Source organism: Zobellia sp. OII3 (genome assembly GCF_002211465.1).
Taxonomy (GTDB): Bacteria; Bacteroidota; Bacteroidia; order Flavobacteriales; family Flavobacteriaceae; genus Zobellia; species Zobellia galactanivorans.
This window is the reverse complement of the sequence record NZ_MWRZ01000001.1, coordinates 1,535,383-1,553,989: the sequence shown is the minus strand read 5'-3', so window position 1 is coordinate 1,553,989 and position 18,607 is coordinate 1,535,383. Positions and strand designations below refer to the sequence as shown.

At 42.4% G+C, this 18,607-nt stretch carries 18 protein-coding genes; 9 read left to right on the top strand and 9 right to left on the bottom strand.

Translation table 11 applies throughout. From position 1 onward, the window contains the following. Positions 1 to 8: 8 nt before the first annotated feature. From B4Q04_RS06420 to B4Q04_RS06405, 4 genes are all read right to left on the bottom strand, one after another. Complete coding sequence (locus B4Q04_RS06420) at positions 9 to 479, bottom strand: hypothetical protein (RefSeq protein WP_088696292.1); 471 nt, start codon at positions 477 to 479, stop codon at positions 9 to 11. 128 nt (positions 480 to 607) lie between these two features. Beyond that, a complete protein-coding gene (locus tag B4Q04_RS06415; protein WP_088696291.1) occupies positions 608 to 1,747 on the bottom strand; it encodes a tetratricopeptide repeat protein in 1,140 nt (379 codons plus the stop codon). A gap of 3 nt (positions 1,748 to 1,750) precedes the next feature. After that, positions 1,751 to 3,715 carry a M56 family metallopeptidase gene (locus B4Q04_RS06410; protein WP_161496048.1) on the bottom strand — a complete coding sequence of 655 codons (1,965 nt, stop codon included), beginning with the start codon at positions 3,713 to 3,715 and terminating at the stop codon, positions 1,751 to 1,753. A gap of 11 nt (positions 3,716 to 3,726) precedes the next feature. Next, entirely contained in the window at positions 3,727 to 4,116 is a 390-nt protein-coding gene (locus tag B4Q04_RS06405; RefSeq protein WP_013993625.1) for a BlaI/MecI/CopY family transcriptional regulator, read from the bottom strand. 210 nt (positions 4,117 to 4,326) lie between these two features. On the opposite strand from B4Q04_RS06405, the gene B4Q04_RS06400 reads away from it, so the two are divergent. Both B4Q04_RS06400 and B4Q04_RS06395 read left to right on the top strand, forming a co-directional pair. Beyond that, positions 4,327 to 4,842 carry a DUF456 domain-containing protein gene (locus B4Q04_RS06400; RefSeq protein ID WP_046287449.1) on the top strand — a complete coding sequence of 172 codons (516 nt, stop codon included), beginning with the start codon at positions 4,327 to 4,329 and terminating at the stop codon, positions 4,840 to 4,842. A gap of 13 nt (positions 4,843 to 4,855) precedes the next feature. Next, entirely contained in the window at positions 4,856 to 6,175 is a 1,320-nt protein-coding gene (locus tag B4Q04_RS06395) for a serine hydrolase domain-containing protein (protein WP_088696290.1), read from the top strand. A gap of 14 nt (positions 6,176 to 6,189) precedes the next feature. Here B4Q04_RS06395 and B4Q04_RS06390 read toward each other — a convergent pair whose 3' ends face one another. Continuing rightward, entirely contained in the window at positions 6,190 to 6,744 is a 555-nt protein-coding gene (locus B4Q04_RS06390) for a nitroreductase (RefSeq protein WP_088696407.1), read from the bottom strand. 88 nt (positions 6,745 to 6,832) lie between these two features. After that, positions 6,833 to 7,990: a homogentisate 1,2-dioxygenase gene (locus B4Q04_RS06385; protein ID WP_013993621.1), complete on the bottom strand. Its 1,158-nt coding sequence runs from the start codon at positions 7,988 to 7,990 to the stop codon at positions 6,833 to 6,835. A gap of 281 nt (positions 7,991 to 8,271) precedes the next feature. Between B4Q04_RS06385 and B4Q04_RS23070 the strand changes: the two genes are divergently transcribed. After that, entirely contained in the window at positions 8,272 to 8,397 is a 126-nt protein-coding gene (locus B4Q04_RS23070; RefSeq protein WP_262507930.1) for a hypothetical protein, read from the top strand. A 208-nt stretch (positions 8,398 to 8,605) separates the two neighbouring features. Here B4Q04_RS23070 and B4Q04_RS06375 read toward each other — a convergent pair whose 3' ends face one another. The 3 genes from B4Q04_RS06375 to B4Q04_RS06365 all read right to left on the bottom strand — a co-directional run bounded on the left by B4Q04_RS06375 (position 8,606) and on the right by B4Q04_RS06365 (position 11,667). Beyond that, positions 8,606 to 9,883 (bottom strand): NAD(P)/FAD-dependent oxidoreductase, encoded by a 1,278-nt coding sequence (locus B4Q04_RS06375; protein WP_088696289.1) that lies wholly within the window; start codon positions 9,881 to 9,883, stop codon positions 8,606 to 8,608. A gap of 155 nt (positions 9,884 to 10,038) precedes the next feature. Continuing rightward, the gene (locus B4Q04_RS06370) at positions 10,039 to 10,944 is read right to left on the bottom strand and encodes a universal stress protein (protein WP_013993618.1); all 906 of its coding nucleotides are present in this window, start codon (positions 10,942 to 10,944) and stop codon (positions 10,039 to 10,041) included. A gap of 87 nt (positions 10,945 to 11,031) precedes the next feature. Next, entirely contained in the window at positions 11,032 to 11,667 is a 636-nt protein-coding gene (locus B4Q04_RS06365) for a Crp/Fnr family transcriptional regulator (protein ID WP_084724347.1), read from the bottom strand. A 201-nt stretch (positions 11,668 to 11,868) separates the two neighbouring features. Between B4Q04_RS06365 and B4Q04_RS06360 the strand changes: the two genes are divergently transcribed. From B4Q04_RS06360 to B4Q04_RS06335, 6 genes are all read left to right on the top strand, one after another. Further along, positions 11,869 to 14,265: a heavy metal translocating P-type ATPase gene (locus B4Q04_RS06360; protein ID WP_088696288.1), complete on the top strand. Its 2,397-nt coding sequence runs from the start codon at positions 11,869 to 11,871 to the stop codon at positions 14,263 to 14,265. Positions 14,266 to 14,378: 113 nt separating this feature from the next. Then, on the top strand, positions 14,379 to 14,813 hold the full coding sequence (locus tag B4Q04_RS06355; protein ID WP_088696287.1) for a DoxX family membrane protein: 435 nt from the start codon (positions 14,379 to 14,381) through the stop codon (positions 14,811 to 14,813). Positions 14,814 to 15,012: 199 nt separating this feature from the next. After that, complete coding sequence (gene ccoS / locus B4Q04_RS06350; RefSeq protein ID WP_013993614.1) at positions 15,013 to 15,222, top strand: cbb3-type cytochrome oxidase assembly protein CcoS; 210 nt, start codon at positions 15,013 to 15,015, stop codon at positions 15,220 to 15,222. 2 nt (positions 15,223 to 15,224) lie between these two features. Continuing rightward, positions 15,225 to 17,429, top strand: a complete 2,205-nt coding sequence (gene ccoN, locus B4Q04_RS06345; protein WP_013993613.1) for a cytochrome-c oxidase, cbb3-type subunit I — start codon at positions 15,225 to 15,227, stop codon at positions 17,427 to 17,429. A gap of 5 nt (positions 17,430 to 17,434) precedes the next feature. Continuing rightward, the gene (locus tag B4Q04_RS06340) at positions 17,435 to 17,626 is read left to right on the top strand and encodes a cytochrome cbb3 oxidase subunit CcoQ (protein WP_013993612.1); all 192 of its coding nucleotides are present in this window, start codon (positions 17,435 to 17,437) and stop codon (positions 17,624 to 17,626) included. Further along, the gene (locus tag B4Q04_RS06335) at positions 17,623 to 18,576 is read left to right on the top strand and encodes a cbb3-type cytochrome c oxidase N-terminal domain-containing protein (RefSeq protein ID WP_013993611.1); all 954 of its coding nucleotides are present in this window, start codon (positions 17,623 to 17,625) and stop codon (positions 18,574 to 18,576) included. The genes B4Q04_RS06340 and B4Q04_RS06335 overlap by 4 nt, the downstream gene beginning before the upstream one ends. Positions 18,577 to 18,607: the final 31 nt, after the last annotated feature.

The window sequence follows — 18,607 nt, the reverse complement described above, 5'->3', positions numbered from 1 at the left end:
GATTTGTTTTATTGTAGTACTATAGGAATTCTAAATTTCGCCCTAACGGGAATACCTCTTTTTAATGCGGGCTCAATTTTGGGCAAACGGTTTAAACATTTTGAAATCTGCTCGTCAAAACCCGGAAGCTGGTCGTCGGTAATACCGCCCTTATCGATTTCCAAAAGTGAAATAGTCCCTGAAGCTTCCATTAAAAAATCGACAAAAATAGTATCGTTGAGAGCTTCTTCCACTACAAAATCCGATTCTTCCAAAGTTTCTGAGAAGTGCTTCAACAAGGTTGCCATAAAACATTGCTTCTGCTCTTGTTTAGAAGCCGTTTCGTCACAATCGGCGAAAAGAGGGTATTGGTCCACATCTTCCCAGTCGATACCCAATATCTCTTTGTTTACCAATTCTTGGGTTTTCTTTTCCCTTGAAGCCGACCAATTACACGCGGTCAGCACGAACAGAAAGCATAAAAATGTAAGGTTTCGCATTGCCCTGAATTCTAGGCGGAAATTACGATTTTTTAGGGAGGTTTACGCTATGAATAGCGATTCTCAAAGGGAAAACACCTAAAAAACGGACCTTAGTAGTAAAAAAGCAACCTAGAAAACAAGGTGGATTATTTCACATCATAATGGATTTCCTCTTTTAATTCAGAAATACGCTTGTTTACCATTTTGGACATATAGTCGTTTTTATCACCAAATCGCTCGTCAAATTTTTCGTAATATGTTAATTTGATTTTGGGGTCTTTGTAATACCGATCGGCCACTGTACAGACATTATGATAAACCAGTGCTTCATCCGGGTCTTCTTGATGTGCTAATTTGTAGTATTCCAAAGCCGTTTTCATATCGTCCTTATTCCTTGCGATTCCCGCTAAGGCAACATACTCTCTTAATAAAAAAGGCTTTTGAACCGCTATGGATTCTTTGATATAATATTGGGCACTATCTATCTGTCGGTCTTTCCAAAACACCTGTCCCAGATTGAAATAGGCATCGGCATTTTCATCGTTCAATTCTAAAACCTTTTTATAGTTGGCTTTTGCCTTTTCAAACTCCCAATCCTTAAAGTAACAATAACCTAATTTCTCGTAGATGTACTCTTTGTGCTCGCCCAATTCTAAAAGCCTTTCAAAATAGTGAGATGCCTTGACATACTCATCGTTATTATAATAGGCCAGTGCTTTTAAGTTTATCAGTGCTACATCATTTTCATAGAAGCGAAGTCCTTTGTCAATGAAAGTTAAGGCCGAATCCTTTTCGCGCTGCCCTACATAATATTTTCCTAATTGAAACAGACTTCTTAAATGCGTATTATCAATTACCACTGCCTTTTTGTAAGACGCCAGACCACGCTCCGTCTTTTTTTCTTCTCGAAAGGTCTCTCCCAAGTAAAAATAATACTCAGGGTTGTTACTTGCAGCATGCGTCAGTTCTAAGAATAGGGCCTCCGCATTCGTAAAGTCTTTTGTTTTCAGATAGAGCATTCCCAGTTCAAATTTTGCAATTTGAAGCGTTGCATCTTGAGACAGCACATTCTGATACTGTGCAATTGCTTTTTCATAATTGCCAATAGCGTTATAGGCCCTTGCAATCTGTAAAGTAGAAGTAATGGAACCATCTTCCGCATAATGGTTAATAGCCTTAATGTAGTTACCTGTAGCGTATAGACTATCGGCTATCTTAGAATTTGATATTTGACCTTCTGCCGTAACACAGAATACAAGTAAAAAAACAGAAATTAAGGTTCTCAAAACTTATTGGAGTTTAAAAGCAATAGGTATAGAATAAGGAACATTTACGGCTACCCCATCGTTCTGTCCAGGAGTCATTTTAGGCAACTTTGAAATAATACGTTCCGCTTCCTTCTCTAAAGATTCATCCGGTCCTCTGGTAGAAATATGAGTAATGTTTCCTGAGGTATCCATTAGGAAAATGACCAGAACCCTGCCTTGAATCCCTCTTTCTTGTGCATCCTGCGGATACCTGAAATTCTCGGAAATATGCCGATACATACTTCTCTGAAAACAGTCTTGTATATTATCCACATTTTCGCAACCCGGAAAAACAGGGGGGATTTCTACTTCTTTAAAAGCCACGGAATTCCCATAAGCTATTTGCGCCTCAGTGGATAATTCAGCTATTTGTTCCTTTTGCATTTGCGCATAAATATCGTCAGTACTAGACGGACTAAACCCCGCCTGTTCCAACTTAAAAGTAATCGGAAGTGAAAATGGAACCTTCACGGTTTTGCCCTCATAAGAACCCGGCGTCATACGTGGCAATTTTTCAATAATACGAACCGCTTCATTTTCTAATAATTCATGGGGACCTCTTTTTCGAATATCTACAATTGAACCATCTTCATCAATAGTAAACATAATACTTACCCTGCCTTGAATTCCCTGTTTCTGAGCTTCTTCGGGATATTTAAAATGTTTACCAATATGTTTCTGGATATTTTGTTGAAAGCAAGCTTTTAAATCATTTTCATTTTCACAACCCGGAAAAACAGGAACTTCGTCGGCATAAGTAAAAGGCACTAGATTTTCTTCCCTATAAATCTTTTTCCAATCGTACGGCTTGCCTGCAGAGGGCATAAAGTTTTTAAAGTACTTTGGCGAGCCATTATTACCAATAGTCATTTTAGCCCGAATTGGCTCATTGTTAATCCCCGAAACAAATACGTCATCCTTTGTACTTTCGAACTTCAAGGAATTTTCGGAATCCTCTACCCTCAAGCTCCAGGCTTCTTCGGAATCGGCTAGAGACTTCAATCTTGCATACACCTTAGTCTCCTCTTCTTCTGAGAGATTATCTACGCTACTTACGGTTATGATATTTTCATTATCCTCCAGACTATTTTTATCATCGTTTTCGCACGAAGTATAAAATAACATACCTAAAATCAATGGCACCAAGGCCAAATACTTTAATTTGAAAACCGATTTTGACTGTGCTTTTTGTAACATGACAATTCGTTTTTTGATTAATGATGATTTAAAAAAGTGATTGATGAACGATATATTTTGTGTTTGAAATACTTGGGAAAGCAATAATTGGTACTGCTCGTTTTTATTGTTTTTCGCAACTTTTGCATCGGCGATGAACTCGTGCAATTCCGAAATTCTATTTTGGTAGATATAAACCAGCGGATTAAACCAGCCAACAATGCGCATGAGCTCAAAAAAGAGCAAATCCCACGAGTGCCCTTGTTTTATATGAACCAATTCATGGGCTATGATATTCGTGTAATCCGTTTTTGAAACTTTATCCCCAATAAAAATTGATTTAAAGAAGGAGAAAGCCATGTTGCTATTGGGAATCAATATTTGCGTAAACTCCTTGAAACTAATCCTGTCTCCCTTTGTGCCCAAAAGATATAGCTGGCGCAGCTTATACGCCAATAACAACGTAGCTACTAGTGCTCCTGATACAAATAATACCGTTTGCCACGAAATGTCTATTCCCGTAGGCTCTTGAGCTCCAAGTACAAGGGCATTATTTACCCCCCAAAGTTCCTCGCCATATTCAATATAGGGCTGCTCCACTGTGGTTTTAAAAGCTTCGATTTTTACAAAAGGCAGCAAGAGCGATAGCAAAAACGTGCTCAAAAGATAAAACCGGTTCCATTGAAAAAAGGTTTCCCGTTTTAAGAAAAAATCATAAATAACAAGAAAAACCAGTTGAAAGGCGATGCACTCTAAGATATATTGTATCATCAAAACAGATTTTAATTATTCTTTTTATTTATCCCTTCCGGCCCGGAACCCTTTTTAATATCCTGCATTATAGATTCCAATTCAGAAAGGCTCATATCGTTCTTCTTCATAAAGAAAGAGACCATGCTTTTAAAAGAGCCCTGAAAATACCCGTCCACCAGCTTATTGATACTCTGGTTGCTGTAATCCGACTTTTTTACGATAGGAAAGTAGAGATATCCCTTCCCTTCTTTTTCATGACCTACAAAACCTTTACTTTCTAAAATCCTTACAATTGTGGATACGGTGTTGTATGCTGGTTTTGGTTCTGGTAATTGTTCAATAATAGCGGCAACATTGCATTTTTCCAGTTGCCATAATTGCTGCATCACCTCTTCTTCCGCTTTTGTTAATTGCTTCATTTAACTAAGTATTTAGTTCATATACGAAACAAATATAACTAAAAACATAGTTCAAACTAAAATTTTAGTTAAAAAAATAAAAATCGGTTTTAAACTTCTATCAAAATCGCTAACATACTAACAGTCAGACCACCCTTAAAAGCAGCAAGAGAACCCACCGGAAAGATGTAACAAAATGTGCTTATCTTCGTCAAACAGCAAATTGATAAAATGGACATTGTACTGCTTGTTTTAGGTTTCGTTTTTATGTTCATGGGAATTTTGGGCAGTTTCTTGCCCGTTCTCCCAGGACCCCCGATCAGTTGGGTGGGGCTACTACTGCTACACCTCACCAAGGCCGTTCCCCAAGACTGGTTGTTTTTAGGTATCACCGCGGCCCTCGCACTGATTGTATTTGCCCTAGACTACGTCATACCCGCCATAGGCACAAAAAAATTCGGAGGAACCAAGGCAGGGGTTATCGGCACTACCTTGGGACTATTGGTCGCCCTATTCTTCCCTGTTTTAGGTCCGTTTGGTATTATTATTTGGCCATTTGTCGGTGCCCTGGTAGGTGAATTATTGAATAAAGCCGACGGAAAAACGGCCACCAAAGCCGCTTTTGGGTCGTTTTTAGGTTTCTTGACCGGTACCTTTATGAAATTCTTGATTGCCATAATCTACTTGGGACTATTTATCTCAAAAGCGTGGGATTATCGCTTAGAACTATTTCCTTTTATAAACTAAACCCGTATTTCCCATGAGAAAATCAGTATTTGTTCCGCTCGTATTTCTACTGATTACCGGATCGATTTTTTCCCAGGAATTTGACACCAAAAAACTTGATAGCCTTTTTGCAACCTTAGAAACCCATGATCGTTTTATGGGCAGTGTTGCCCTATCAAAAAACGGAAAGACCATTTACAGTAAAACCACGGGCTATGCCGATATAGAGACGAAACAAAAGATAAATACAACAACAAAATTCAGGGTGGGGTCCATTTCCAAAATGTTCACCTCAGCCCTTACTTTTATGGCTGTTGAAGAAAACAAAATAACTTTAGACCAACCTCTATCAAACTTCTTCCCCTCAATTAAAAATGCATCCGATATTACTATTGGCCACTTGCTCAGCCACCGCAGTGGAATCATGAACGTAACAAGTCTACCCAGTTATCTTCTATGGAATACACAGCCAAAAACAAGAACACAGCTTTTAGAGTTGATCGAACAAGGGGGAAGCGTTTTTAACCCTGATAGCAAAGCGGAGTACAGCAACTCTAACTATATACTATTGACCTTTATTTTAGAAGATGTCTTCAAAGACAACTATGCCAATCTAATTAAAGACAGAATAGCGGTTCCTCTAAAATTGAGCAATACGTATGTAGGCTCAAGCATAGACCTAACAAACAACGAGGCCCACTCCTATAGCTATGACACCCAGTGGAAGAAATCTTTTGAAACCCACATGTCTATTCCTTTAGGAGCCGGGGCCATAGTCTCTACACCTAACGACCTCAACACTTTTGCAAGGGCTCTTTTTGAGGGCAAACTCATTACGAGCGAAAGCCTGGAGCAAATGAAAACTTTTAAGGACGGTTATGGAATGGGCCTATTTGAGATGCCCTATTTCAGCAAGAAGGGATTTGGCCATAATGGCGGCATAGATGGATTCTCATCTCAATTAGCCATTTTCCCCAAAGACCATATCTCCATAGCACTTACATCGAACGGCACCCGTTATAGCAACAATGACATCTTTATTGCCGTACTAGCGGCATACTATGGCAAATCTTTTGACATACCCGACTTTAGCACCATAGAAATAGCCGCAGAAGACCTAGAAAAATACCTCGGCACCTATGCAAGTCATCAGAAAAAATTAAAGATAAGTATTACTCAAAATAATGGCACCCTTATGGCACAGGCGACCGGACAACCCTCATTTCCGTTGGAGGCCGTAGCAAAGAATGTTTTTGAATTTCACCTAGCGGGAGTACGCCTTGAGTTCGACCCTGAGAACAAAACAATGCTTTTAAAGCAAGGCGGTGGCGTATTTAAATATAAAATGGAATAGACTATAATAGCTTTCTAATCCATCCAAACTACCTTATCCGCAATGGGACTCCGTTGTCCTTCAGGAATTTCCTCATCGGAATAGCCCATATAGAAAAAGCCCAAACAGGCTTCGCCCTCGTTCATTTCAAAAAAATCGTTCATATGCTTTACGAGTCCCGGAGAACTCCAATAGCAGCCAATACCCATTTCCGTACAGCAGAGCCACATATTTTGAACGGCCATTGCGGTAGCGGCGACTTCTTCCCATTCGGGAATACTTTGGGCGGGGTCCCTTTGCATACAGATAGCGATAATTGCGCCCGCACGCTTCGGGTTTTCAATTAGTTTTTTGGCTTTGAACTCCTTCGGGTTGGGATCGTTTTCCAGATATTTCAAGGAAAGGAAAAGTCCCAATTTCTCTTGAGACTCCCCTTGCAGCACACGAAATCGCCAAGGTTCTGTTTTCTTGTGGGTAGGAGCCCAATTGGCCGCTTCCAATATTTTTTCGATATCGGCCTTGGCAATAGGCTTATTATTATACTGAGCCGGAAATACCGAGCGTCTGTTTCGTATTAAATCTAATATCACTTGTTTCTTTTTTTCTTGTCTCAAAAGTATCCAAAAAGCAAAATGTAAGCATTGGCTTTAGCAAAAAGATAACAAACAGCCCTAAGCGCTACTCCAACCAGCTTTGGTAATACTTGCCATCATCGATATCCAAGGCCTGTTGGGTTAATTTCAACGGCTTGAACGTATCTATCATTACTGCAAGTTCTTCAGTTTTGCTTTTCCCTATACTGCCTTCGTAAGTGCCTGGGTGCGGACCATGCGGAATACCCGCCGGGTGCAGGGAAATGTACCCTTCATCAATACCCTTCCGACTCATAAAATCACCGTCTACATAATAGAGCACCTCATCCGAATCTATATTGGAATGGTTATACGGTGCCGGTATGGCCTGTGGGTGATAATCGTACAACCTCGGGCAGAAGGAACACACCACAAAAGCGCTTGTCTCAAAGGTCTGGTGCACTGGGGGCGGTTGGTGAACGCGACCTGTAATGGGTTCAAAATTATGGATGGAAAAGCCGTACGGAAAATTGTACCCGTCCCAACCGACCACATCAAACGGATGGGTGGCATATACCAGATGGTGCAGCTGCCCTTGTTTTTTTACCTTCATCAAAAACTCACCCTTTTCATCAAAGGTCTGCAGGTTCTGTGGCAGCTTAAAATCGCGCTCGCAAAAAGGCGAATGCTCTAAGTGCTGACCGAACCAATTCCGGTATCTTTTAGGGGTATATATGGGGTGATAGCTTTCGGTGATCAATAAACGATTATCCTCTGTATCAAACTCGATTTGATAGATCATACCTCTTGGAATCACAAGGTAGTCTCCATATTCAAAAGGAATTTCCCCTAAAAAGGTCTTTAAAGTACCTGAGCCCCTGTGTACGAACAATAGCTCATCGGCATCGGTATTCTTATAAAAATAATCCGTGACCGACTTTCTGGGCGCAGCGAGCCCTACATGCACATCTGAATTGAAAAGTACGGTCTTTCGGCTCTGTAGATAATCGTCTTGGGGCTTTACCTCAAAGCCCTTTAGCAATCTTGACTTTATATTGTATTCTACGGCGGCCCTCGGAGCAATATCCAAAGTTTTACCGACTTCCTTCACCTGTGTAGGCCTATGCAAATGATATAGTAAAGAGGACATTCCGTCAAACCCAATGGTACCGAACAATTGTTCGTAATGCAAGGTGCCATCGTCTTTTTTGAAGATGGTATGACGTTTTTGCGGAAACTTTCCGAGCTTATGATATAACGGCATATGTTCTGCGTTTATAAATGTACTCCTAAAATTAGTGCTTTTTTAGCGATATCGCATATTTGACCTTCCATAAAAACGGATGGAATTATTTTTCTTATAAGAAATCCTTAAAATGGAAAAAACGTTTTAATAATGTATTTCACCGATAAAAAGAGCGCATTTCGTCGTAAGTTTGACCTGTCGTTAAGCTCATAAAAAATGAGTGGCATAAACTAGGGGCGCTAAAAATTTGAACCTGGTTTAAAGCACACGAAATAGTCGAATCCTTAACACCTCGTATCATGAAAAGAACACATCATCAGATAAAAGCGGAAAGGGCCAAAAAAGCATGGATGCTCATCCAAAACCAGACGACTTCCAAGCAAAACAAACAGGCATCGTTAGAGCGCCAATTGCAAAAAATCTAAAGTTTTCCTTCCAAAAATTCTCCCTTCACCAAATACTGGTCGACAGCCTTGTCCGTCGTGTTTTTAAATTACCGAAGGGGGCAAACAAAAAAAGCCTTCCAACAAGGAAAGCCTTTCATTGGCCCAAACCTATAAAGGTTCTGGGTCACAACACAACAGGGCAAAGATACTAAAGCATTTGAATTAATTGCAATTTGCCGACCACAAACTAAGCCTTAGGCCTGAAGCGTCTCATAATGAGCCGCGCAGCCTTATCGTAGTTAATGTAGTTGTAGGCCCAGTTAAAAAATACTACCACCTTATTTCTAAAACCTACCAAGGCCATTAGGTGAACGAACATCCAAATAAACCAGGCAAAGAAGCCAGCGAATTTTAGCTTCTTAATATCGGCCACCGCCTTATTTCGGCCGATGGTGGCCATGGTTCCCTTATCGCGATAAGTAAAAGGCTTCAATTCTTTTCCCTCTAGCATGCGCTCAAGGTTATCGGCCAACAACTCCCCTTGTTGAATGGCGGGTTGTGCCACTTGGGGATGCCCTTTCGGGAAGCCATCAGTTTCCATATAGGCAATATCACCAATGGCAAAAACCGTATCATAGCCCTCAACTTGGTTGAACCGGTTTACCTTATAGCGGTTCAACCGCTCCACAAGAACATGGGTGGCAAAACCTTCAATGGCGGCCCCCGTAACCCCTGCCGTCCAAATAAAATTCTTGGTATTTAAGGTCGTGCCATCCTTTAGGGTCAGTCGCTCCCCATCATAATCACTGGCAATCACGTTCAAATGAACGCGCACACCTAGGGCCTTCAAAAATTCGGTCGCCTTTTTGGAGGCGTTCTCACTCATTGGGGGCAGTACCCTTGGGCCGCCCTCGAATAGGTTGATTTCCATTTCATCTATGTTGAGATGCCGGTAATCTTTAGGAAAAACGTTGTTCTTCAATTCGGCAAAGGCACCGGCCAACTCTACTCCCGTAGGGCCCGCACCCACGATACAAAAATTTAACAACGCCTTGCGTTCAACCGGGTCTAGACAGTCATCGGCCTTTTCAAAATTCTGTAACATAAGGCTCCTGATATCAAGCGCCTGGGGAACGGTCTTCATAGGCATGGCGTACCGGGCAATATTCTGGTTGCCAAAAAAATTGGTCTTTGTGCCTGTGGCCAAGACCAAATAATCGTAACCTAGGTTTCCTATATCGGTAAAAACGGTCTTTCCATCAGGATCGATACGTTGCACCGAAGCCATCCTAAAATAAAAATTATCGAGTTCGTTCAAGACCTTTCGAAGCGGGTATGCAATGGAATCAGGCTCCAAGCCACTGGTAGAAACCTGATATAGAAGTGGCTGAAAGGTATGGTAGTTATGGCGGTCGATCAATACCACCTGTAAATCAACTCCTTTTAGATTTTTTGCCAGTGATATTCCGGCAAAACCGCCACCAATTATCACTATTCGTTTTTGACCAGTATCGGGAAGGTTCATGTCGTAATTTTATACAAAATTAAGAAGAACCGATGCTGCGGGGCGTGCGATTAGGAGAAATATAACAGATAATTTTGACCCAATAAAAAAACTGCCCTTTCAAGCAGTTTTGTGTTTTATTTCAAGATCAAGTCCTACTTGCCCATGTCCCCTATTTACTGGGAAACGGAGAGGCCTTCTTCGTTTTGGTTTTTCGATTTTTTGTTACACATCCCCAGTTCGGGTATGACCAATAGGGGTATCTGTGTATGAAATGCCATTTTCTTTACAACGGGCTCCCTTGTGATTTTTTCCATATAGCTATGCTGATAATTAAGCATGGCCAACAGGTGTATGTCCAGTTCATTACTAAAGACCTCCAAAGTTTTTGATACCGAGTTCAATTCCGATACGGTATGAACATAATGCTCTACATTTTTCAAATACTTTCTAAGCATGTCTAAATTGAATTTCTGCAGTTCGCTCAAGGCATGTATCCCTTGTTGTACGTGTACGATGCGGATGACCGCACCGAAGGTCCGGCTCATATCGAGCAAGGGCTCTAGTTCAGATTCGGTATAAAACCGATTGAAATCCGTAGCAAAGGCAATTTCATTGGGGCGGACAAAGGGAAAGGATTCAGGCACGGCCAATACTGGGCAATTGTTCACCGATTTTATGATCCGTACGGTATTACTGCCCATAAAGACCTCTTCCAGCCCCGAGGCTCCTTTGGTTCCTGTCACCACCAGATCGATCTGCTTATCTTCTATGGTTTCCTTGACTTCATCGACCAACATGCTAAACGACGATATCGCATAAAAACTATGCCGTGGGTTGTTGAACTGGGCCTTGATGCGCGATATGACCTTGGCCAGGCCCGATTCCGATATTTCCTTGGCCGTATCTTCCAACATATTCCCTTCGAGGGCGGCCGCCATAAAACGACTGTGCGCAATGTGCGGCGTGTAGGTATTCAACACGTAAAAAGTACAGGCCTCGTTGGCAAAAAGCTCTATGGCGTAGCATGCGGCATTCCACGCATTTTCTGAAAAATCGGTTGGCAACAATATATTCTTCATCTACTTTTTTATTGAAATCTTCAAGGGTAAAAGTAGATGCAAAACCATAGGTAAACTATGACATATGTCAGTTTTGGAATGTCCGGTTTAGAATCTTTCGGCGAGTTCCAAGAGTTTGCGCTCGTCGAGCACCCCTATTTTTTTTCCGGAAGTTTTGATCAAGCCTTTCTTCTTGAACTCCGAAATAATCCGGATACAGGATTCGGTAGCGGTTCCTACCACATTTGAATAATCTTCACGAGAGAGTACCAGATTCAAGAAACCATCGGTATCGTCCCCATAGTTTTTTCTCAGGTATAGAAAGGCTTCGGCCATTCGCTGTTTCACCGTTTTTTGAGACATGTTTACGATAACGTCATCAGCTTCCTTTAGGTCGTGGGCCATATGCCGTAAGACCTCAACCGCAAAGTTCGGATTTTGATCGAGCGTATTGGAAATCACATCCTTTGGAATAAAACAGACTTCCATATCACTTACCGCGATTGCGCTCAAATTGGTAACTTCTTCGGCAATCACGGCACGCTGGCCCATTACCTCGCCCTTGCTGGCCAGTTTTACGATTTGGTCCTTTCCGTTCGCACTCAGTTTCGACAGCTTTGAAACCCCGGTCCTTACGCAAAAAACCCCATTAAGTTGCTCGCCCTCTTGAAATAGGGCCTCGCCTTTTTTAAGTTTTTTGGAAATCTTGGAATCGGATACTTTCTTTAATTCTTCCTTGCTCATCGCACGTAACGAATTAAATTGTCGTATTATACAATTTTCACATCTGCTGCTCATAACACTATTATTTATACCTGACTATGCAAACTACTTATACCTGACAATGCAAAGATAACCTTCACCGACCGTGTTAAACCTGACAATTGTCATATTTTTTAATACCTACCTTTTGCATCTTTGCAAACAGGTATTAGCAAGTGTAATATGAATTCTAACAACTGTTTCCATTGCGGCGACGACTGTGGCAATAACCCAATCGCACTAGACGATAAAAATTTTTGCTGCCACGGTTGCAAGACCGTGTACGAAATATTATCGGGCCATGACCTCGATTACTATTACGACTTGCAATCTGCGGCCGGGGCATCCCCGAAATCAATTGATGGAAGATACGATTTTTTAGATTCAACTCCAATCGCCGAAAAACTTATTGAGTTCAACGACGGTGACTTACAGATCATAAACCTCTATATTCCGCATATTCACTGTAGCTCGTGTATCTGGGTTCTTGAGAACCTGAACAAGCTAAACCCCTATATTAAGGGCGCCCAAGTAAATTTCCCCAAAAAGACCGTACGGATTACATATAGCAGTTCCGATATTTCACTAAAGGAAGTAGTGGTGTTGCTGGCCCGGATCGGTTATGAGCCCTATATCTCCCTTGATGATTTCGACAAAAAGAAGAAAAGTGCCGACCGTAGCCTCATCTATAAACTTGGGGTAGCAGGTTTCGCCTTTGGCAATGTGATGTTCCTGTCGTTTCCCGACTATTTCGACCTATCGTCAAGCAATGCATCCGGCGGCGAATACTGGCTCAACAAATACGAACCGGTCTTTCATTGGCTTATATTCTTGTTTTCTCTACCGGTACTTCTTTATGCCGGCAGGGATTATTTTATTTCGGCCTACAAAGGCATCCGTAGTAAAATGTTGAATATTGACGTACCCATTGCCCTTGGGATCTTAGTGCTCTTTGTTCGCAGCACCCTCGACATTGTCTTTGATTGGGGAAGCGGGTTTTTCGATTCGCTTACGGGATTGGTCTTTTTCTTGCTCTTAGGAAAGTTCTTTCAGCAAAAGACCTACTCCTTCCTTTCCTTCGAACGTGACTACAAATCATATTTTCCTATAGCTATAACCCGCATCACTAAAGGCGGCAAGGAAGAAACCGCCCAAGTACACGATATTGAACGCGGCGACTGCCTACTGATCCGAAACGAAGAACTGATTCCCGTTGACGGCATCCTCATCAAGGGGCAGGCCCGTATCGACTATAGCTTTGTTACGGGCGAATCGGAACCGGTAAAAAAAGAATCTGGGGAAAAAGTCTTTGCCGGAGGAAAACAACTCCAAGGAGCCATAGAGATGGAAGCCCTAAAATCGGTCTCTCAAAGTTACCTCACCCAATTGTGGAGCAATTCCGTTTTCCAGGAAGACAAGGCCAGTAAGTTTCAGACCCTGACCGACAGTATCGGCAGAAGGTTTACCATAGCCGTGCTCAGCATTGCTTTTTTATCGGCCATTTTCTGGCTTTATTTTGACCCGAGCAAGGCCTTGAACGTTTTTACCGCAGTCTTGATCATTGCTTGCCCATGCGCCATTGCCCTTTCGTCACCCTTTACCCTGGGCAACATGCTCCGAATCTTCGGACGGAAGAAATTTTATTTAAAAGACACCCAAACCATTGAGCAATTGGCCCAAATAGATACGGCTATTTTTGATAAAACAGGTACGATAACCACTGCTAAAAAGAGCACGGCCACCTATGAGGGCATGCCCCTTACGGAAGCCGAGGCCTCCCTATTGAAGAATACCTTAAGGGGGTCGAACCACCCCTTGAGCCGCTCCCTTTACAACCTGTTGGCCGAAGAGAATATCGTTACCCTTGACGAATACGAAGAACATATCGGCAAAGGCGTAGAAGGGTCTAAGGACAACGAACACATTAAAGCGGGATCGGCCGACTTTGTAGGTAACGGACAAACTACGGATGCCCTTACCACGGCGGTTCATATCAGCAGCAACGACACGTATAAGGGCAAGTACATTTTTCACAATGAATACCGCGAAGGGGTTTCCCAAGTATTCGAAAAAATGTCAAAAGATTTTAATGTAGCCGTACTCTCGGGCGATAACGAAGGTGAAAAGCAGCGCCTTGAAAAATTGTTACCAAAACTTACCCCCCTGTATTTTGGCCAAAAACCACAGGATAAGCTCGAATTTATTAAAACATTACAAGAACAGGGCAAAAAAGTACTGATGGTAGGTGACGGGCTTAACGACGCCGGTGCCTTGGCCCAAGCCGAAGTAGGCCTTGCCATTTCCGAGAACATCAATGTATTTTCACCTGCCAGTGATGGCATTATGGATGCCAGCAAATTCAAACAGCTACATCAGTACATCTGGGCCTCTAAAAAAGCCATGAAGGTTATAAAAATGAGTTTCATCCTATCTTTGGCCTATAACCTAATTGGACTTTATTTTGCGGTTACAGGGCAATTAGAGCCGGTTATTGCGGCCATCTTAATGCCCCTGAGCTCCATTAGTGTGGTAGCGTTTACCACAATAGCCACTAATTTTATAGGCAGAAACATTGACTGATATTGCAAGTTATAGCGTCCACATTTGTAACTTCATAGTAAAAAAACGGGATGGATTCGTTTAAAAAGTTAGGTTTGTAAAACGAACAATCCACCAAACTCGTTTAAGTATAAATGCCAACTTTCAAGACCTCTTCGATTTTAAACCATTTTAAAAACATCTCTTTTCTTCAGATATCGATAGCCATTGTATATCTCTGGTTCGGAGTACTCAAATTTTTCAACGATGTAAGTCCCGCCGAAGAATTGGCCAAAGAAACCATTACATCATTGAGCTTTGGTCTTATCCCCCCGAACGTTTCAATTATACTTCTAGCCCTTTTGGAAGTCGGTATCGGCACATTCCTGCTTTTCGATTTATTTAGGAAGCAAACCGTTATCGTGACCCTATTGCATATGGTCTGTACCTTTTCCACTTTATTGCTTCTGAACGAAGCCTCTTTTACCTTCAGCCCATTCGCCCCTACATTGCTCGGCCAATATGTAATCAAGAATTTGATTATCGTTGCCGCATTAATTTCTATCTATCAAGGCGCAAAAAAGGCCTAAGATCTCAAACCGAGGCCTATTTACCCCCTAGGCACCCCATTTTTATATTTTTTTCTAGAAATACGATTATTTTATCTTTTTATAAATCAAATGTTTACATTCGATAATTAAGAAACTTTAAGAGAATCGTCAAAACCTGATATAAGTCATATTTAATCGGGTACACACGCCGTAGTTTTACGGCATAATTCAGGTAGGTATGAGTGTTATTTATGTGTTATTGGCCATCAGCGTTCTAGTTGCGGTCTTATTTTTCATTGCATTTATCGTTTCGGTAAAGAGCGGTCAGTACGATGATTCGTATACCCCATCGGTACGTATGCTTTTTGAAGATGAGCTGGTAAAGAAGCAAAAAGATGTCTCCATCAAGAAAAACAAAGAAAAAATCCAACTAAATAAACAGGTATAATTATGGAAGTACAGCAGTTTTATTACGATAACAAAATCGTGAAAAATTTCCTCTATGCAACCATGTTCTGGGGTATTGTGGGTATGTCCGTAGGCTTATTGCTAGCCTTCATGTTCATGTTTCCCAACTTGACCGACGGAATATCATGGTTAAGTTTTGGCCGTTTGCGCCCATTACACACCAATGCGGTGATTTTCGCATTTGTAGGAAATGCTATTTTCGCGGGGGTCTATTATTCAACACAACGATTGCTCAAGGCCCGTATGTACAGTGACTTCTTGAGTAAGTTCAATTTTTGGGGCTGGCAGGCCATTATCGTATCGGCGGCCATTACCTTGCCGTTAGGATACACCAGTACCAAAGAATACGCCGAACTTGAATGGCCCATAGATATCGCCATTACCTTGGTATGGGTCGCATTTGGCGCCAACCTTATCGGTACCATGCTTAAAAGGAGACAACGTCACCTTTACGTGGCCATTTGGTTTTATCTGGCAACTTTCGTTACCGTAGCCGTTCTGCATATTTTCAATAACCTGGAACTTCCCGTAAGCGCCCTAAAAAGTTATTCGGTCTATGCGGGCGTTCAAGATGCCTTGGTGCAGTGGTGGTACGGACATAACGCGGTAGCCTTCTTCTTGACCACACCGTTTTTGGGCCTTATGTACTACTACGTTCCAAAAGCCGCGAACAGACCGGTATACTCGTATAGATTGTCTATAGTCCACTTTTGGTCTTTGATCTTTATTTACATCTGGGCCGGACCTCACCATTTATTGTATTCCGCATTACCCGATTGGGCACAAAACCTAGGGGTTGCGTTTTCCATCATGCTTTTGGCCCCTTCTTGGGGAGGTATGATCAACGGACTCTTAACCTTGCGTGGTGCCTGGGACAAGGTTCGTACCGATCCCGTCTTAAAATTTATGGTGGTAGCGATTACCGGTTATGGTATGGCCACTTTTGAAGGCCCTATGCTTTCACTTAAAAACGTAAATGCCATTGCACACTTTAGTGACTGGATCATTGCCCACGTACACGTAGGGGCCTTGGCCTGGAACGGTTTCTTGACCTTTGGTATGATCTATTGGTTGGTACCTAAAATGACCAAGAACAAATTGTTCTCGACCAGTTTGGCAAACTTCCACTTCTGGATCGGTACCTTGGGTATCATTCTATATACCTTGCCTATGTATGTGGCCGGATTTACCCAAGCCTTGATGTGGAAAGACTTCAACCCAGATGGCACCTTGGTTTACGGTAACTTCTTAGAGACCGTACACGAAATCATGCCGATGTACTGGATGCGCGCCATTGGTGGCACCCTATATATCACCGGGGCCTGTGTAATGATCTATAACGTAGTGAGAACTATACGCTCCGGTAGCACTATAGAAGACGAATTGGCCGAAGCCGCTGCCTTGACCCGCGTTTCAAAACACAGAACCGCTGGGGAAACCTTCCATACTTGGTTGGAGCGCAAGCCTATTCAGTTGACCATTTTGGCCACCGTAGCCATTTTGATCGGAGGTATTATCCAGATCGTACCTACACTTTTGGTAAAATCGAACATCCCTACCATAACCAGTGTAAAACCCTATACGCCTTTAGAATTGGAAGGCCGTGACCTCTATATCCGTGAAGGCTGTGTAAGTTGCCACTCACAAATGGTACGCCCCTTCAGAAGCGAGGTAGAGCGTTATGGTGAATATGCAAAGGCAGGTGAATTCGTATACGACCACCCCTTCCTTTGGGGAAGTAAACGTACCGGTCCCGATTTGCTCAGGGTGGGCGGTAAATATTCCGACAACTGGCACTTGAACCACATGTACGACCCACAAAGTACCTCTTCAGGCTCTATCATGCCCTCATATTCATGGCTAGTGCGCAACAAGCACGACCGCAGTGATATACAGAAAAAAATGAAAGCCATGGTCACCTTAGGGGTTCCCTATACCGAAGAGGAGATTGAAAACGCCGATGCCCTTATGGATGCACAGGCAGAAAAAATCGAGAAAAACCTGTATACGGATCCCGATTTTGCAAAGAACTATGAGGCCGATAAAGCCAATGCCGCAGAAAACGGCGAAGAGTTCATAGAAATGAGAGACCGAGAAATCGTAGCCTTAATCGCCTACCTACAAAGGTTAGGAACCGATATCAAGGTCAAGGAAACCGGTGAAATATTATCTGACAACAAAAACTAAAGATCATGCTCAAATTTGTAAAAGGTTACATGGAAAGTATCGATGGCGTAGCAACCTACCCCATGATATCGTTACTTATCTTCTTTGTGTTTTTCACATTGTTGTTCTGGTGGGTCTTCACCGCCTCGAAATCGTACATAAAAGAAGTGAGCGAATTGCCTTTGGAAGAAGATAACCAACAAAACCTAGAATTATGAAAAATACATCGACTTGGTGGATTAAAATACCACTGATTTTCTTTTTAATATTCGGCCTGACGGAATTCTTTGTTGATTCAGGAGAGATTCCGGCCTTTATAAAATACCCGATGGTACAGGTGTTTCTCGTATTCATCCTGTTCTTGCTTATCGTTATTGCGGTAATTACCAGGGCTATTGAAAACGTAATGTTCCAAACGCTTTCCAAAGAAGGCCAAGAGCGCTATATCGCCGCCAAGAGCAAATCGTTCCAATGGGAATGGGGCCAAAAAGTCTACCAAAAACTACTTGGTTCAAAACCCATTGAAAAAGAGGAAGAAATCATCCTTGACCACAATTACGACGGTATTCGCGAACTAGATAACAATCTTCCGCCGTGGTGGGTATATCTTTTCTATGCCTCCATTGTCTTTGCCGTAGTCTATTTGGCACGCTTTCACGTGTTCAACGACTATAACCAAGACCAAGAATACGAACAAGAGGTGGCCGCCGCGCAACTAGAGATCGAGGCCTACAAAAAAACCGCTAAGGGACTTGTGGATGCCAATACGGTAGAACTACTTACCGATGCGGGCGACCTTAAAGCCGGACAGACGATTTTTGAGAGCAACTGTATCGCCTGTCATATGGCCGATGGTGGTGGAGGTATCGGACCGAACCTTACCGATCAACATTGGATTTTGGGTGGAGGCATCAAAAACGTTTTCCATACTATTTCAGAAGGTGGTCGTGATGGCAAAGGTATGATTGCCTGGAAGCAAACCTTAAAACCAGCGGAAATTGCCCAGGTGGCCAGCTACGTACTAAGCTTTCAAGGTACAACACCGGCCAATCCAAAACCCGCCGAAGGTGATTTATGGGTAGACCCGAACGCTACTGAACAGCCAGCACCGGCACAAGAAAACAGTACCGAACAGGTCATCGACTCCACTTCGGTAACCGTGAACTGAATATTGCGGGACCAAGGCCCCGAAAGCTGAT

Excerpts from the sequence above, each read along its gene's own strand:
- B4Q04_RS06420 (WP_088696292.1), bottom strand. The coding sequence starts at position 479 with ATGCGAAACCTTACATTTTTATGCTTTCTGTTCGTGCTGACCGCGTGT.
- B4Q04_RS06410 (WP_161496048.1), bottom strand. The coding sequence starts at position 3,715 with ATGATACAATATATCTTAGAGTGCATCGCCTTTCAACTGGTTTTTCTT.
- B4Q04_RS06405 (WP_013993625.1), bottom strand. The coding sequence starts at position 4,116 with ATGAAGCAATTAACAAAAGCGGAAGAAGAGGTGATGCAGCAATTATGG.
- B4Q04_RS06400 (WP_046287449.1), top strand. The coding sequence starts at position 4,327 with ATGGACATTGTACTGCTTGTTTTAGGTTTCGTTTTTATGTTCATGGGA.
- B4Q04_RS06395 (WP_088696290.1), top strand. The coding sequence starts at position 4,856 with ATGAGAAAATCAGTATTTGTTCCGCTCGTATTTCTACTGATTACCGGA.
- B4Q04_RS06385 (WP_013993621.1), bottom strand. The coding sequence starts at position 7,990 with ATGCCGTTATATCATAAGCTCGGAAAGTTTCCGCAAAAACGTCATACC.
- B4Q04_RS23070 (WP_262507930.1), top strand. The coding sequence starts at position 8,272 with ATGAAAAGAACACATCATCAGATAAAAGCGGAAAGGGCCAAAAAAGCA.
- B4Q04_RS06375 (WP_088696289.1), bottom strand. The coding sequence starts at position 9,883 with ATGAACCTTCCCGATACTGGTCAAAAACGAATAGTGATAATTGGTGGC.
- B4Q04_RS06370 (WP_013993618.1), bottom strand. The coding sequence starts at position 10,944 with ATGAAGAATATATTGTTGCCAACCGATTTTTCAGAAAATGCGTGGAAT.
- B4Q04_RS06365 (WP_084724347.1), bottom strand. The coding sequence starts at position 11,667 with ATGAGCAAGGAAGAATTAAAGAAAGTATCCGATTCCAAGATTTCCAAA.
- B4Q04_RS06360 (WP_088696288.1), top strand. The coding sequence starts at position 11,869 with ATGAATTCTAACAACTGTTTCCATTGCGGCGACGACTGTGGCAATAAC.
- B4Q04_RS06355 (WP_088696287.1), top strand. The coding sequence starts at position 14,379 with ATGCCAACTTTCAAGACCTCTTCGATTTTAAACCATTTTAAAAACATC.
- ccoS (WP_013993614.1), top strand. The coding sequence starts at position 15,013 with ATGAGTGTTATTTATGTGTTATTGGCCATCAGCGTTCTAGTTGCGGTC.
- ccoN (WP_013993613.1), top strand. The coding sequence starts at position 15,225 with ATGGAAGTACAGCAGTTTTATTACGATAACAAAATCGTGAAAAATTTC.
- B4Q04_RS06340 (WP_013993612.1), top strand. The coding sequence starts at position 17,435 with ATGCTCAAATTTGTAAAAGGTTACATGGAAAGTATCGATGGCGTAGCA.
- B4Q04_RS06335 (WP_013993611.1), top strand. The coding sequence starts at position 17,623 with ATGAAAAATACATCGACTTGGTGGATTAAAATACCACTGATTTTCTTT.